Raw genomic sequence first — 14,451 nt, forward strand, 5'->3', positions numbered from 1 at the left:
CTAGAAAGGCAGATGGGCTTGCGGCGCGAGCTTGCTCAATTCGCGGCGGAAGTCGGCTTGGATGCGTTGCAGCGCCTCGGCCGTCTGCGCTTCGAACCGCAGCACGACGACCGGCGTGGTGTTCGACGGACGCGCCAGGCCGAAACCGTCCGGATACTCGGCGCGCACGCCGTCGATGGTGATGACGCGCTTGGCGCCCGGGAACTGGCCCTGGTCCTGCAGCGCCTGGACCAGCGCGAAAGGCTGTCCTTCTTCCATTTCGAGCTTGAGCTCGGGCGTGGAGACGTCCTGGGGCAGGGCTTCCAGCATGGCGCAGGGATCGGCGGCGCGCGACACGATCTCCAGCAGGCGCGCGCCGGTGTAGAGCCCGTCGTCGAAGCCGTACCAGCGTTCCTTGAAGAAGATGTGGCCGCTCATTTCGCCGGCCAGCGGCGCGCCGGTTTCGGCCAGCTTGGCCTTGACCAGCGAATGGCCGGTCTTCCACATGAGCGGCACGCCGCCGGCCGCCTCGACCGACAGGCCGACGTGGCGGCTGCACTTCACGTCGTAGATGATGGTGGCGCCGGGATTGCGTTCCAGCACGTCGCGCGCGAACAGCACCAGCTGGCGGTCGGGCCAGACGATCTGGCCGGACTTGGTGACCACGCCCAGGCGGTCGCCGTCGCCGTCGAAGGCCAGGCCCAGTTCGCAGTCGGTCTCGGCCACGCACTTGATCAGGTCCTGCAGGTTCTTGGGTTCGGCCGGGTCGGGGTGGTGGTTGGGGAAGTTGCCGTCGACCTCGCAGAACAGCTCGGTGACCTCGCAGCCCAGCGCGCGGAACAGCGCCGGCGCGACCGCGCCGGCCACGCCGTTGCCGCAGTCGATGGCGATCTTCATGGGGCGGGCGAGCTTGACGCCCGAGGCCACGCGCGCGACGTAGGCGGCCACCAGGTCGAGCTGGCGGCGCGTGCCGGGGCGCGCGGCGGGCGCGGCCGCGCCGGCGTTCATGCTGGCCGCCAGCGCCTGCACGTCTTCGCCGTACAGGGCGCGTCCGCCCATCATCATCTTGAAGCCGTTGTACTTGGGCGGATTGTGGCTGCCGGTGATGGCCACGCCCGAGCCGGTCTGCATGACGTTGGCGGCGAAATACACCAGCGGCGTGGGCACCATGCCGATATCCAGCGTATCCACGCCGCCTTCCAGCATGCCTTCCTGCAGCGCCACCGACAGCATTTCGCTGCTCAGGCGGCCGTCGCGGCCGACAACCAGGGTCTGCACGCCTTGCTCGCGGGCGCGCGCGGCCAGCGCCGCGCCCAGCGCGCGGGCGAAGCCGGCGTCGATCAGGTCCGGCACGGTGCCGCGGATGTCATACGCCTTGAAGACGGCGGCGGGAAATTGCGTGTTGTTGCCCACGGCGATTCCTTTCATAGGGTTACAGCGCAAAGTCTCAATGGGTTAATGGTAAACCCGTATAGCAAGATGCGCTTGGCGACTGGCCAGGGCGAATTATCCCCCATTGGAGGTCGGCCTTCATCGGACGAATGCCGTAGGGCGTTTGCCCCCGGTTCGTCCGGGGCGGAAATTGCCGGACGCCCGAAGGTGATACGCTTGCTATGCAAGCAGAAAGACCGGGAGGGGCCATGGCTGCCAAAGTTTCTACTGTCATGTCATCGGGAGGCGCCAGCAGCCGGCGGGGCCCTCCCACGGATCAGGCCGGGCCGGCCCCCGGCCGCGAGCGCCGCCTCGACGTCCACGTCTACATCGCCGATTCGGGCGCCCTGGCCACGGGCCGCGCCTGGGAGCGCTGCGTCTGGCGCGAGGCCCGCGTCCTGATCGCCGAGTGCCCCGCGCCGCACCTGCCCGTATCGGTCGAGAACGCCTTGCGCGCGGTCGCCGCCGACGTGGCGCGCGACCGCGGCTGGCAGGGCATGGGCACGGTGGCTTTCGCGCTGGACGACCGCAGCGGCGTGTTCCGCGTGATCGACGCCGAAGCCCGGGCGCATGCCGGCGCGGCGGTCGCGGACTGCGAGCCGGTCGCCGCCCACGCGCTGGAAGTGCGCATCGACGGCTGCGTCGACCGGCGCCTTCCGTGCACGCGGCTGCTGGTCTGCGGGGCGACCCGCGGCGAGGCCCTGCGCCGCGCCTACCGCGCCCTGTCCGAGATGCCCGGCCCCGCGGGCGTGGACCGCGCCTTTCTGATGAACCGCATCGCCTCGCGCGCCTTCTGCTCCGGCCTCACGGGCACGCGGCTGGACCAGGCGGTAGGCTAGGTCGCGCGGCGCGTCAGCCCCTACAATAGTCCGCAGATTTCCGTATCCCGCGACCGGCGGACCGTGCCGGCGCATTCCATGGCGCATTCCATTCATGCGGCGCGTATGACTTTGCTGAGCGATCTACAGTCCCTGCTGGGCCCTGCCCACGTCCTGACCGGCGCCGACGCCGATTCCTACGTGCTGGACTGGCGCCGCCGCTACAAGGGCGCGGCGCTGGCGGTGATCCGCCCGGGTTCCACCGGGGAAGTGGCGGCGGCGGTGAAGCTGTGCGCCAGGCATGGCGTGCCGCTGGTGCCGCAGGGCGGCAATACCGGGCTGTGCGGCGGCGCCACGCCCGACGCCTCCGGCACGGCCATCGTCCTTTCCACCGCCCGCCTGACCGCCGTGCGCGCGCTGGACACCGACAACGACACCATCACCGTGGAGGCCGGCTGCGTGCTGCAGGCCGTGCAAGAGGCCGCGGCCGCGGCCGACCGGCTGTTTCCGCTGAGCCTGGCCGCCGAAGGCAGCTGCACCATCGGCGGCAATCTCGCCACCAACGCCGGCGGCACGCAGGTGCTGCGCTACGGCAACACGCGCGAGCTCACGCTGGGCCTGGAAGTCGTGACGCCGGACGGCGAGATCTGGAACGGCCTGCGCGGCCTGCGCAAGGACAACACCGGCTACGACCTGCGCGACCTGTACATCGGCAGCGAGGGCACGCTGGGCATCATCACCGCGGCCACGCTCAAGCTGTATCCCCGGCCGGTGGCCTCGTGCACCGCGCTGCTGACGCTGGACACCCTAGACGGCGCCGTGGAGCTGCTGTCGCGCGCCCGCGCCGGCTTCGGCGCCGCGCTGACCGGCTTCGAGCTCATGAGCGGCGCCTGCCTGCAGGCGGTGGTGCGCCTGTTCCCGCAGCAGCGCCTGCCGTTCGAGGGCGATTCCGCGGCCTCGCCGTGGTTCGCCCTGCTCGAACTGTCCGACAGCGAAAGCGAGGCGCATGCGCGCGAACGCTTCGAAGCGGTGCTGGGCGCGGCCATCGAGGACGGGCTGGTCAAGGACGCGGCCATCGCCGCCAACGTGGCGCAGAGCAGGGCGCTGTGGCACCTGCGCGAAAGCATTCCGCTGGCCGAGGCCGAACTGGGCAAGTCGGTCAAGCACGACGTGTCCATCCCCATCTCCGCCATCGCCGGCTTCGTGCACAAGACCAACGGCCTGCTGCAGGCGCGCTTTCCCGGCGTGCGCCACGTGGTCTTCGGCCACCTGGGCGACGGCAACCTGCACTACAACGTGGCCCATGCGCCGGGCCAGACCGAAGCCGAACTGCTGGCCCTGCAGGGCGAGATCTACGAGGTGGTGCACGACAGCGTGCACGCCCACCACGGTTCGATCAGCGCCGAGCACGGCGTGGGCCAGCTCAAGCGCGACGAACTGCCCCGCTACAAGAGCCCGGTGGAGCTGGCCCTGATGCGCAGGATCAAGCAGGCGCTGGACCCGCAGGGCCTCATGAATCCAGGCAAGGTCCTGCAGGCCTAGAAGAGAACCCCGACCATGGCAGCCAGTCCCGCAGCGGGCGCGAATTGCAGAGTCCTGATCGTCGAGGACGACCCTGTCATCGCCGGCAATCTGTACACCTTCCTGGAAGCCCGAGGCTTTCTGCCGGACACGGCCTATTCCGGGCCGGCGGCGCTGCAGCGGCTGGCGGAACAGCGTTTCGACGCGCTGATCCTGGACATCGGCCTGCCCGGCATGGACGGCAACGCCGTGCTGCACACGCTGCGCAACGAGCGGCGCCTGGCCCTGCCGGTGCTGATGCTGACCGCGCGCGACAGCCTGGAAGACAAGCTGGCCGGCTTCTCGCACGGCGCCGACGACTACCTCACCAAGCCCTTCGCGCTGCTGGAGGTCGAGGCGCGCCTGCTTGCGCTGATCCAGCGCGCCCAGGGCTCGACCGTGGATTCGGTGCGCACCTTCGGCCCGCTGCAATACGACACCCGCAGCCGCGAGGTGTCGGTCCATGGCCAGCCGGTGCATCTGACGCGCAAGGCCGGCCTCATCATCGAAGCATTGCTGCGCGATCCGGGCAGGGTGGTCTCGCGCGAGGAACTGGAATCGGTGCTGTGGGGCAACGAGCCGCCGTCCTCCGACGCGCTGCGCAGCCAGGTGCACCTGCTGCGCCGGGCGCTGGCCGACGCGGGCTTCGACGGCATCGAGACCATACACGGCACCGGCTGGCGCCTGTCGCTGGACAACGGGGCGGCGCCATGACGCCGGCCGCCGGCGGCACCCTGACCCAGCGGGTGGTATGGGCGCTGACCGGCACGGTGGCGCTGTTCGTGACCGCGCTGGCGCTGCTGGCCTACCTGACCTTCGACCAGATGGAAGACGATCTGGTCAACGACATCCTCAACACCGAAATGGACCGGCTGGTCCAGCATGCGCGGGTCAGCGACGGCTTTCTGCCGCGCACGGGCGTGCGCGAGCTGGGCGGCGCCATGCGCGCCTGGATGAGCGTGGACGGCAACCGCCCCGAAGGCATTCCCGAGGAAATCCTGGCGCTGGACAGCGGCCTGCACCTGATCGAGCCCGGCCCCTACACCTGGCACGTCATGGTGGCCGACACCGGCCGCGGCAAGGTCTACCTGCTGTACGACGCCACGGACAACGAAGAGCGGGTCCACGACTTCGGCCTGATCGTGCTGGGGGTGGGCGCCATCTGCGTGGTGGGCGCCTATGCGCTGTCGCGGCGCGTGGCCGCGGTCGCGGTCAGCCCGCTGCTGGACCTGACCGACCGGCTGGCGACCTGGGCGCCGGGCGCGCCCGACATGGCCGTCACGCGCGACGACGAGGCCGGCCGCCTGATCGAGGCCTTCAACCGGGTGCAGAACCAGGTCGACCGCTCCATCGCCCGCGAGCGCGAATTCGCCGGCAACCTGAGCCACGAAGTGCGCACGCCGCTGGCCGCGATCCGCTCGGACAGCGAGCTGATGCTGCTGACCCAGACGCTGACCCCGGACCAGCGCGAGCGCCTGGCGCGCGTGGTGAACAACGTGGACGACGTCATCGTCAGCCTGGAAAGCGCCCGCGCGATGGCGCGCGACCAGCTGCGCGAGCCGGAGCCCGTGGACCTGGCCGCCTGCATGGAGGACGCCTGGCGCGGCTACGAGGCCCAGGCGGCGCAGGCCGGGCTGCGGTTCGACAACCGGATCGCGGCCGGGCACGTCCGCACGCTGGACCGCTACGCGCTGCTGACGGTGCTGCGCAACCTGGTGCGCAACGCGATGGAGCATGCCGCGCCGGCCACGCTGACCGCGCGCCTGGCCGACGACGGCGGGCTGGAATTGGCCGACGACGGCAAGGGCATCGCCGCCGACGACCTGCCGTTCCTGTTCCGCCGCTACTACAGCGGCCGCATGCGGGATGCGGGCGGGGGCGCGGCCGAGGAGACGGCGCGCGGGCTGGGCCTGGCGATCGCCAAGCGCGTCTGTGACATGCAGGGCTGGTCGCTCGGCGTCGAGTCCGCCCGCGAGGGCCAGGCGCGCGGCACCCGCTTCATGTTGCGCTTCGAGGACACCGGCGAGGGCCAGGGGGCCGCGCAGCCCCGAATTTGACGAAATTTCGACTTTCGGCGGCTTACGCTTTTCGTTTGCCCGAAGCTCCTTCCGTCCTCGACCATGCCGCCCCTGACGTTGCCCGCGCTGCGCGCGCCGACGGCCGCCTCATACCTGTTTACCCACGTCATCGCCGTGACGCTGGCGCTGGCCGGCCTGGCCTGGTGGGCCAACGCCTCGGGGCTGGACCTGCGCATCGCCGCCGCGCTGTTCGATCCGGCGCTGGACGACTTCCCGCTGCGCGCCAACCGCTGGCTGGAACTGATCGGGCACCGCATGGCGCTGGCCGCGGTGGCGGTCGCGGCGGCCAGCTACCGCATCCCGGCATGGCGGCGCTGGCGCGCGCCGGCGCTGGCCGTGGCCGCCACCTGCCTGGCGGGGCAGATGTTGGTGCAGGCGCTGAAGCACCACACCACGCTGCCGCGTCCCTACGACCTGGACACGCTGGGCGGCTACACCCCCTATCCGCAGCACTGGTGGACCTGGGCCCGCGCCAAGGCCGGCGGCGCGCTGCCCAGCGGCCATGCGGGCGCGGGCTATTCGATGCTGGTGCTGTATTTCGCCGGCTGGTCGCTGGGGCGGCCGGCCCTGCGCTGGTGGGGGCTGGCCGTCGGCATCGCCGCCGGGCTGGGGTTTTCCGCGGTGCGCATCCTGCAGGGCGCCCATTTCCTGAGCCAGACGCTCTGGTCGGCGGCGCTGCTGTGGCTGCTGGCGGCGCTGTTCTTCTATCCGCTGATCGTGGGCCGGCGCGGTGGCGGCCAGGCCTGACCCCGGTCGTCGTACAACTATTTCCCCGACCGTATAATCGACAGGCGCGGTTTTTTCAGCGCCTCGCGTTGTGCAACCGCTTCCGGATTCCTCTGATGAACGCTCCCGTCGAACCTCCCGTCCTGCCGCGGCGCCGCCCGCGCAACCTGGCCCAGGGCCTGGTCGAAAGCATCGGGCAGCGCATCCGCGGCGGCCAGATCCGGCCGGGCGACAAGCTGCCGACCGAAGCCGAAATCATGCGCGAATTCGGCGTCAGCCGCACCGTGGTGCGCGAAGCCCTGTCGCGGCTCCAGGCCTCGGGCCTGGTCGAGACCCATCATGGCGTGGGCACCTACGCGCTGGAGCCCAGCGGCGGCGGCGATTTCCGGGTGGACCCGGCCGACATCGCCACCGTGCGCGACGTGCTGGTGCTGCTGGAATTGCGCATCTGCCTGGAAAGCGAGGCCGCCAGCCTGGCCGCGCTGCGGCGCAGCGACGCCCAGCTGCAGGAGATGCGGCGCGCGCTCGATGCGTTCAAGGGCGCGCTCGACGGCGGCGGCGACACGGTCACGCCGGATTTCCAGTTCCACCTGCTGATCGCGCAGGCCACCGACAACCGCTACTTCGCCGACCTCATGTCCCACCTGGGGGCGGCCATCATCCCGCGCACCCGCATCAATTCGGCGAAATTCGCGCACGAGGACCGGGCCGCCTACCTGGCGCGGGTGAACCTCGAGCACGAGGACATCTACAACGCCGTCCTGCGCCAGGACGCCGAAGGCGCGCGCGCGGCCATGCGCACGCACCTGAGCAACAGCCGCGAACGGCTGCGGCGCGCGCAGTAGGGCGGCGCCAAACCGCGTTAATCTTGCCCGTCTTCTTTTTTCGACCACGAGGCCGCATGGTTCTGCTCGGCATATCAATCAAGTTCGTTTTCATCGGGCAGGCTCTCCAGGGCCGGGAGGCGGTTGCATGCGCCGCCTGACGCTACGTTTCATCATTGCCATCCTGGCGCTGCTGACGCTGTCGCGCCTGGGCCTGGCCTTCTGGATGTGGGACCGGGTGCAGGCCGCCGGCGGACTCGGCCCCCTGCTGCTGGGCGGCCTGCGCATCGACGTGTGCCTGATGTCCATGGTGATCGCGCTGCCCGCGGTGCTGTCGCCCTGGTTCGGGCACCGGCCGCTGGCCGCGCGCATCACGGCCTGGTGGTTCCGCGTCTGGTGGATGCTGTATGTGCTGCTGGAAGTCTCCACGCCGCAGTTCATCGCCGAATACGACACGCGGCCGAACCGGCTGTACTTCATCTACCTGCTCAACCCGAAGGAAGTCGGGTCCATGCTTTGGCAGGGCTACAAGGGCGTGCTGTTCACCGCGCTGGTGGTGCTGGTGCTGGCCGCGTGGATCGCGGTCAGGCTGTTCCCGACCCGCGCCCGCGATCCTTTCATGGCGTGGTGGAAGCGGCCGCTGGCCTCGTTCGCGATCCTGGCGCTGGTGTTCCTGGGCGCGCGCGGCACGCTGGAGCACCGGCCGATCAACCCCGCCAAGGTCGCGTTCAGCTCCGACGCGATGGTCAACGCGCTGGCGCTGAATTCGCTTTACAGCGTGTTCGACGCCGCCTACCGCATGCGCGACGAACGCTCGTCGGCCGCCATGTATCCCAGCATGCCGGTCGACGAAATGAACGCCATCGTGCGCGAGAAGGCCGGCATGGCCGGCGCGCCGCTGGACCCGCGCTATCCCAGCCTGCACGAACAAAAGGCCACGGTGCGCCGCGACAAGCCCCTGAACGTAGTGATCATCCTGCAGGAAAGCCTGGGCGCGCAGTACGTGGGCAGCCTGGGCGGGCGCGACCTGACGCCGAACCTCGACCGGCTGGGCAAGGAGGGCTGGATGTTCCACCGCGCCTACGCCACCGGCACGCGCTCGGTGCGCGGGATCGAGGCGGTGACCACGGGCTTTCCGCCCAGCGTGGCCGACGCGGTGGTGAAGCTGCCGCGTTCGCAGACCGGCTTCTTCACGCTGGCGCAGCTGCTGGGCAAGCACGGCTACCGTTCGCGCTTCGTGTACGGCGGCGAATCGCACTTCGACAACATGCGCGCCTTCTTCCTGGGCAACGGCTTCGATGAAATTGTGGACCGCTCCAAGTTCGTGGACCCGGTGTTCGAAGGCTCGTGGGGCGCGTCCGACGAAGACATGTTCAACCAGGTCGACCGCCTGCTGCGCGCCGACGGCGACAAGCCGGTGTTCACGCTGGCGTTCTCGGTCACCAACCACTCGCCCTGGGAATACCCCGCCGGGCGCATCACGCCGGTGGGCGATCCCGCCACGGTGGATAACACGGTGCGCTACGCGGACTGGGCGCTGGGGCAGTTCTTCGACAAGGCCAGGCAGGCGCCGTACTGGAACAACACCGTGTTCCTGGTGATCGCCGATCACGATTCGCGCGTCTACGGCTCGATTCCGGTGCCGGTGCGGCATTTCCAGATCCCGGCGCTGATCCTGGGAGCGGGCATCGCGCCGCGCCAGGACCAGCGCCTGGTCAGCCAGATCGACATGGCGCCCACGCTGCTCTCGCTGATCGGGCTGGACAACGTCAACCCGATGCTGGGGGCGGACCTGACGCAGCGCGATCCGAACCGGGCCATCATGCAGTACGCGGACAACTTCGGTTACCTCCGGGGCGACAAGCTGCTGGTGCTGGAGCCGTCCAAGTCGCCCAAGGAATTCCGCTACGAGGCCGCGCCGGTGGGCCGCGACGAGGTCTACGAGCCGGTGCTGCCGGCGGACCCGCAGCTCACGCGGGAAGCCCTGGCGCACGCGCTGTGGGCCAGCTGGGCCTATCGCGAAGAGAAATACCGCCTGCCCTGAGGCCGGGTCGGCCGGGACGGGGCGCTGCCCCATGCCGGCCGGCTTGATCGCGCGCAAGCCGTTTTTCGCGCGCCGGCCGCACACTGGCGTCCATGCATATTCCAGACCATTCCTCAGCGGACCGCTCCGCGGACCCGGCCCGCGCGGCCGATCTCGCCGACGCGCTGCCGCGGCGCACGTCCCGGCGCCGTCCCTTGCCCGTGCCGCGCGGCCGGCTGGCCTGGCTGACCGGCGTGGTCAGCGTGGCGCTGCTGGCCGCCAGCACGCTGTTCTGGTGCCTGCTGCTGTTTCCGGTGGCGCTGCTCAAGCTGCTGCTGCCTTTCGCCGCGGTCAGGCGGCTGGTCGATCCGGTGCTCAACGCCATCGCCACCGCCTGGGTGTCGTGCAACGCGGGCTGGCTGGCCTGGATACAGCACGCGCCCTGGGACGTGCGCGGCAACGCCGGGCTGCGCTACGCGGACTGGTATCTGGTCAATTGCAACCACCAGTCCTGGGTCGACATCTTCGTTCTGCAACGCACGCTGAACCGGCGCATTCCGCTTCTGAAGTTCTTTCTCAAGCAGCAGCTGATCTACGTGCCGGTGATCGGGCTGGCGTGGTGGGCGCTGGATTTTCCGTTCATGAAGCGCCACGGCAAGGCCGAGCTGCGCCGCAATCCGGCGCTGGGGCGCGAGGACCAGGAAGCCGCGAGGCGCGCCTGCGCCAAGTTTTCGCTGGTGCCGACCAGCGTGATGGTGTTTGCCGAAGGCACGCGCTTCAGCGAAGTCAAGCGCGTCGCGCAGTCCTCGCCGTACCGCCATCTGCTCAAGCCCAAGGCGGGCGGGCTGGCGGTGGCGCTGAACGCCATGGGCGCGCGTTTCCGCTCGATGATAGACGCCACCATCGTTTATCCCGAGGGCATACCCAGCTTCTGGGATTTCGCCTGCGGCCGCGCAGGCCCCGTGGCCGTGCGCATGAGGCAGCTGCCGGTGCCGCCGGCCTTCTGCGAGGCCGACTATTCCCGCGACAAGGCCTTTCGCGCCACCTTCCACCATTGGCTGGGGGAGCAGTGGCAGGCCAAGGACGACGAGATCGAGCGGCTGATGGCGCGCCGCCCCGACTGAGCGCGCGCGCCGCCGCCTTCGATTACATGCGCGCCGGCAGCACGGTGCCCGAGCTTTCGCCGAAGCCGATGCGCGGATAGCCCGCCTTCACGCATTCGGCGCGGATGATGATCTGGTCGCCGTCCTGCAGGAAGGTGCGCTTTTCGCCCCAGGGCAGCTCGATCGGCGTTTTGCCGCCGTTGCTCAGCTCCAGCAGCGAACCGGCCTCGGACGGCTGTGGACCCGACAGGGTGCCCGTGCCCAGCAGGTCGCCCGGCTGCAGGTTGCAGCCGTTGACCGTGTGGTGCGTGACCAGCTGCGCCACGTTCCAGTAGGCGTCGCGGAAGTTGCTGCTCGACAGTTCGGCGGGCGGCAGTTGTTCGGCGCGCGACTTGTCGGTGGCCATCAGCACGTGCATCTGCACGTCGAAAGCGCCCTTGGCGCGGTTGGCGTCGGACGACAGGTAGGGCAGCGGCTGCGGTTCGGACGGGCCGCGCACCCATTGGGTGCGGAACGGCTCCAGCGCTTCCATGGTGACGACCCAGGGCGAAATCGTGGAGGCGAAGTTCTTGGACAGGAAGGGCCCCAGCGGCTGGTATTCCCAGGCCTGGATGTCGCGCGCCGACCAGTCGTTCAGGATGCACAGGCCGAACACGTGCGATTCGGCGTCGGCCAGGCCGATACGCTCGCCCTGGGGATTGCCGGTGCCCACGAAGATGCCCAGCTCCAGCTCGTAGTCCAGGCGGGCGCAGGGGCCGAACTGCGGCGTTTCGCCTTCGTTGGCCGGGCGGGTCTGGCCGACCGGGCGCGGGAACTTCTGGTCCACGCCGATGCTGGAGGCGCGGCCGTGGTAGCCGATGGGCACCCACTTGTAGTTCGGCAGCAGGGGATTGTCGGGGCGGAACTGCTTGCCCACCGCGGTGGCGTGGTGCACCGAGATGTAGAAGTCGGTGTAGTCGCCGATGCGCGCCGGCGTGGCGTATTCCGCGTCGGCCTGGGCCACCAGCAGCGGCTCGACGGTGGCGCGCAGCGCCGCGCCTTCGCGCAGCGCGCGCGACAGCGCCAGGCGCAGCGCGCTCCAGTGGGCCTGGCCCAGCGCCATCAGCCCGTTCAGGCTGTCGCAGGCGCAGGCGGCCAGCGCTTGCGCGGCCTGGCCTTCGAAGGGCTGCTTGGCGGCCAGCGCCGACAGGTCCAGGATCTGGTCGCCGATGGCGACGCCCACGCGGAACGGCTCGGCCGAGCCCTTGCGGCGGAACGACGCGTAGGGCAGGTTCTGCACCGGGAAATCCGAGACGCCCGTGTTGGCGCTGGCGACCCAGCTCTTCAAGGACGGGTCGTGGGTTTCATTGATGGGGGTAGTCATGGCTGCGTGTCTCTCTGTGTAGTGATGGGGTGGCCGTGGCCGGACAAATGCCAAACGGCGATGCGCTTGCGCGCATCGCCGCATACGGGGAAAACCGGAGCTTTCCCGTCACGCCTTGCTGGGGTCGAAGTGCTTGGCCAGGCCCTGCCAGCAGCGGTAATAGTCGCCCTGCAATTCTACCGAGGCCAGCGCCTGTTCCGTCGGGCGGATCACGCGGCGCGTCTCGAACATGAACGCCATCGTGTCGCGGATGTAGTGCGCCTTGCCGGTGTCGGCGTGCGAGGCCTTCTCGAAGGTTTCCGCGTCCGGCCCGTGGCCGCTCATGCAATTGTGCAGGCTGGCGCCGCCGGGGGCGAAGCCGTCGGCCTTGGCGTCGTAGACGCCCTGGATCAGGCCCATGAATTCGCTGGCGACGTTGCGGTGGAACCAGGGCGGCCGGAAGGTGTTCTCCATGGCCAGGATGCGCGGCGGGAAGATCGCGAAGTCCATGTTGGCCGTGCCCGGGGTGTCCGAGGGCGCGGTCAGCACCGTGAAGATCGACGGGTCCGGATGGTCGTAGCTGATCGAGCCGATGGTGTTGAAGTTGCGCAGGTCGTACTTGTACGGCGCATGCGTGCCGTGCCAGGCCACCACGTTCAGGGGCGAATGGTCGATGGCGGCGCGCCAGAAGCCGCCGGTGAACTTGGCGATCAGCTCGAAATCGCCTTCCACGTCCTCGTACCAGGCCACCGGCGTCTTGAAGTCGCGCGAGTTGGCCAGGCAGTTCGAACCGATGGGGCCCAGTTCGGGCAGGCGCAGCGCCGCGCCGAAGTTCTCCAGCATGTAGCCGCGCGCCGAGCCGTCCAGCAGTTCGACGCGGAAGCGCACGCCGCGCGGGATGACCGCGATTTCCAGCGGCTCCAGGTCGATCAGGCCGAGTTCCGTGGCCAGGCGCAGGCGGCCCTGCTGCGGCACCAGCAGCAGCTCGCCGTCGGCGTCGTAGAAATAGCGGCCCTGCATAGAGCGGTTGGCCGCGTACAGGTGAATGCCCACGCCGCCCTGTTCGTCGGGGCCGCCGTTGCCGCCCCAGGTCTTGATGCCTTCCAGGAAGTCGGTGGGGGCTTCGGGAATGGGCATCGGGCTCCAGCGCAGCTGGTTCGGCGTCACCGGACCGTGGCCGAAGGCGCTGAGCCAGCCCGCGGCGCCGGCGTAGGGCTCGAAGGGCTTGTGCTGCGCGCCAGGACGGATGCGGTAGAGCCAGGAGCGGCGGTTCTCGCTGCGCGGCGCGGTGAAGGCGGTGCCCGACAGCTGCTCGGCGTACAGGCCGTAAGGGCATTGCTGGGGCGAATTGCGGCCCAGCGGCAGCGCGCCGGGCAGGGCCTCGGTGGCGCAATCGTTGCCGAAGCCGGTCTGGTATTGCAGTTCCATTGAATCCTCCTGGGCGGCGGCGCGGTGCATGGCCGCGCGGCCTGTTTCAGAGACAAGCCCCGCGGCGCGGCCGAGGGGCGATACCTTATTGTCGGAAAAAAACCCTCTTGCGGCTACGGGAATGTAAAAATAGAGACTATAAATTTTGTGAATAACAGGAACCCTCATGGCCGAGCTGCGCGACGTCGATCTGAACCTGCTGCTGCTGTTCCAGCACCTGCTGGAGGACCGCAACCTGTCGGCCGTGGCGCGCCGCATGGACCTGTCGCAGCCGGCGGTCAGCAACGGCCTGCGGCGCCTGCGCGAAGCCTTTGGCGACGACCTGTTCGTGCGTACGGGACAGGGCATGCTGCCCACGCCGCGCGCGCAGCGCCTGGCCGGGCCGGTCAGCGAGGCGCTGACCGTGCTGTCGCAGGCGCTGCGCGACCAGGAAGTGTTCGACGCCGCCACCAGCACGCGCCGCTTCCGGGTCGCGATGACGGACGTGGGCGAGATCCATTTCATGCCCAGGCTGATGGAGGTCTGCGTGCAGGTCGCGCCGCACGTGCGCATCGACTCGGTGCGCGTGCAGGGTCCGGACCTGCCGCGCGAAATGGAATCCGGCCGCGTCGACCTGGCCATCGGCGCCTTCGACGAAATGGGCGCCGGCACGCTGCAGCGCATGCTGTTTCGCCAGGGCTACGCCACGCTGTTCCGCCAGGCGCACCCGACCGCGCACGCCGGCATGGGCATCAAGGCGTTCCGCGCCGAGCGCCACCTGATCGTCTCGCGCGCCGCGCCCTATGGGCAGGTCAACCAGTCCATGGAGCGCGCGGGCGTGGACCTGGCCGAGCATTTCAGCGTCCCGCACTTTTCCGCGGTGCCGTACATCGTCAGCGCCACCGACCTGCTGGCCACCGTGCCCGAAAAACTCGCCGCCAGCGCCGCGCCGCCTTTCGGGTTGCGCTTCATGACGCCGCCGATAAAAGTGCCCGCGCTGCAGACCAATATGTACTGGCAGCGCAGGGTGGACCGGGACAGCGGGAACCAGTGGCTGAGGGGGGTGATCGTGGATACGTTCGCGGTGGGGCGGTGAGGGGGGTGTCTCTTGCCACGAAAGGCGGCGGCTGGCGCCGCCTGATGGGTTTCGCGCGTTCGAT

The 14,451-nt window shown here is 69.6% G+C and carries 12 protein-coding genes; 9 read left to right on the forward strand and 3 right to left on the reverse strand.

All coding sequences use genetic code 11. The features are described 5' to 3' along the window. The gene (locus tag AC1IQ6_RS03935) at positions 1–1,407 is read right to left on the reverse strand and encodes a phosphomannomutase/phosphoglucomutase (RefSeq protein WP_102774008.1); all 1,407 of its coding nucleotides are present in this window, start codon (positions 1,405–1,407) and stop codon (positions 1–3) included. A 212-nt stretch (positions 1,408–1,619) separates the two neighbouring features. On the opposite strand from AC1IQ6_RS03935, the gene AC1IQ6_RS03940 reads away from it, so the two are divergent. From AC1IQ6_RS03940 to yihG, 8 genes are all read left to right on the forward strand, one after another. Next, positions 1,620–2,249: a BPTD_3102 family carboxylase-like protein gene (locus tag AC1IQ6_RS03940; protein WP_102774007.1), complete on the forward strand. Its 630-nt coding sequence runs from the start codon at positions 1,620–1,622 to the stop codon at positions 2,247–2,249. 105 nt (positions 2,250–2,354) lie between these two features. Further along, positions 2,355–3,770, forward strand: coding sequence for an FAD-binding oxidoreductase (locus AC1IQ6_RS03945; RefSeq protein ID WP_102774181.1), 1,416 nt, complete (start codon positions 2,355–2,357; stop codon positions 3,768–3,770). A gap of 15 nt (positions 3,771–3,785) precedes the next feature. Beyond that, positions 3,786–4,502, forward strand: a complete 717-nt coding sequence (locus AC1IQ6_RS03950) for a response regulator transcription factor (protein WP_102774006.1) — start codon at positions 3,786–3,788, stop codon at positions 4,500–4,502. Next, complete coding sequence (locus tag AC1IQ6_RS03955) at positions 4,499–5,845, forward strand: sensor histidine kinase (RefSeq protein WP_102774005.1); 1,347 nt, start codon at positions 4,499–4,501, stop codon at positions 5,843–5,845. The genes AC1IQ6_RS03950 and AC1IQ6_RS03955 overlap by 4 nt, the downstream gene beginning before the upstream one ends. Before the next feature lie 63 nt (positions 5,846–5,908). Next, on the forward strand, positions 5,909–6,613 hold the full coding sequence (locus tag AC1IQ6_RS03960) for a phosphatase PAP2 family protein (protein ID WP_485865877.1): 705 nt from the start codon (positions 5,909–5,911) through the stop codon (positions 6,611–6,613). A 95-nt stretch (positions 6,614–6,708) separates the two neighbouring features. Next, on the forward strand, positions 6,709–7,437 hold the full coding sequence (locus AC1IQ6_RS03965) for a FadR/GntR family transcriptional regulator (RefSeq protein ID WP_102774003.1): 729 nt from the start codon (positions 6,709–6,711) through the stop codon (positions 7,435–7,437). 127 nt (positions 7,438–7,564) lie between these two features. Continuing rightward, positions 7,565–9,460: an LTA synthase family protein gene (locus AC1IQ6_RS03970; RefSeq protein WP_485865878.1), complete on the forward strand. Its 1,896-nt coding sequence runs from the start codon at positions 7,565–7,567 to the stop codon at positions 9,458–9,460. Positions 9,461–9,660: 200 nt separating this feature from the next. Continuing rightward, positions 9,661–10,563, forward strand: a complete 903-nt coding sequence (gene yihG / locus AC1IQ6_RS03975; protein ID WP_485866545.1) for a 1-acylglycerol-3-phosphate O-acyltransferase, YihG family — start codon at positions 9,661–9,663, stop codon at positions 10,561–10,563. Between the two features lie 22 nt (positions 10,564–10,585). Here yihG and fahA read toward each other — a convergent pair whose 3' ends face one another. After that, a complete protein-coding gene (gene fahA / locus AC1IQ6_RS03980) occupies positions 10,586–11,905 on the reverse strand; it encodes a fumarylacetoacetase (protein ID WP_102774001.1) in 1,320 nt (439 codons plus the stop codon). Between the two features lie 108 nt (positions 11,906–12,013). Next, the gene (gene hmgA / locus AC1IQ6_RS03985) at positions 12,014–13,312 is read right to left on the reverse strand and encodes a homogentisate 1,2-dioxygenase (protein WP_102774179.1); all 1,299 of its coding nucleotides are present in this window, start codon (positions 13,310–13,312) and stop codon (positions 12,014–12,016) included. Between the two features lie 166 nt (positions 13,313–13,478). Here hmgA and AC1IQ6_RS03990 point away from each other — a divergent pair, with 166 nt between their 5' ends. Beyond that, positions 13,479–14,387 (forward strand): LysR family transcriptional regulator, encoded by a 909-nt coding sequence (locus AC1IQ6_RS03990; RefSeq protein WP_102774000.1) that lies wholly within the window; start codon positions 13,479–13,481, stop codon positions 14,385–14,387. Positions 14,388–14,451 lie beyond the last annotated feature (64 nt).

The organism is Achromobacter sp. MUI-25009338, from assembly GCF_057359325.1.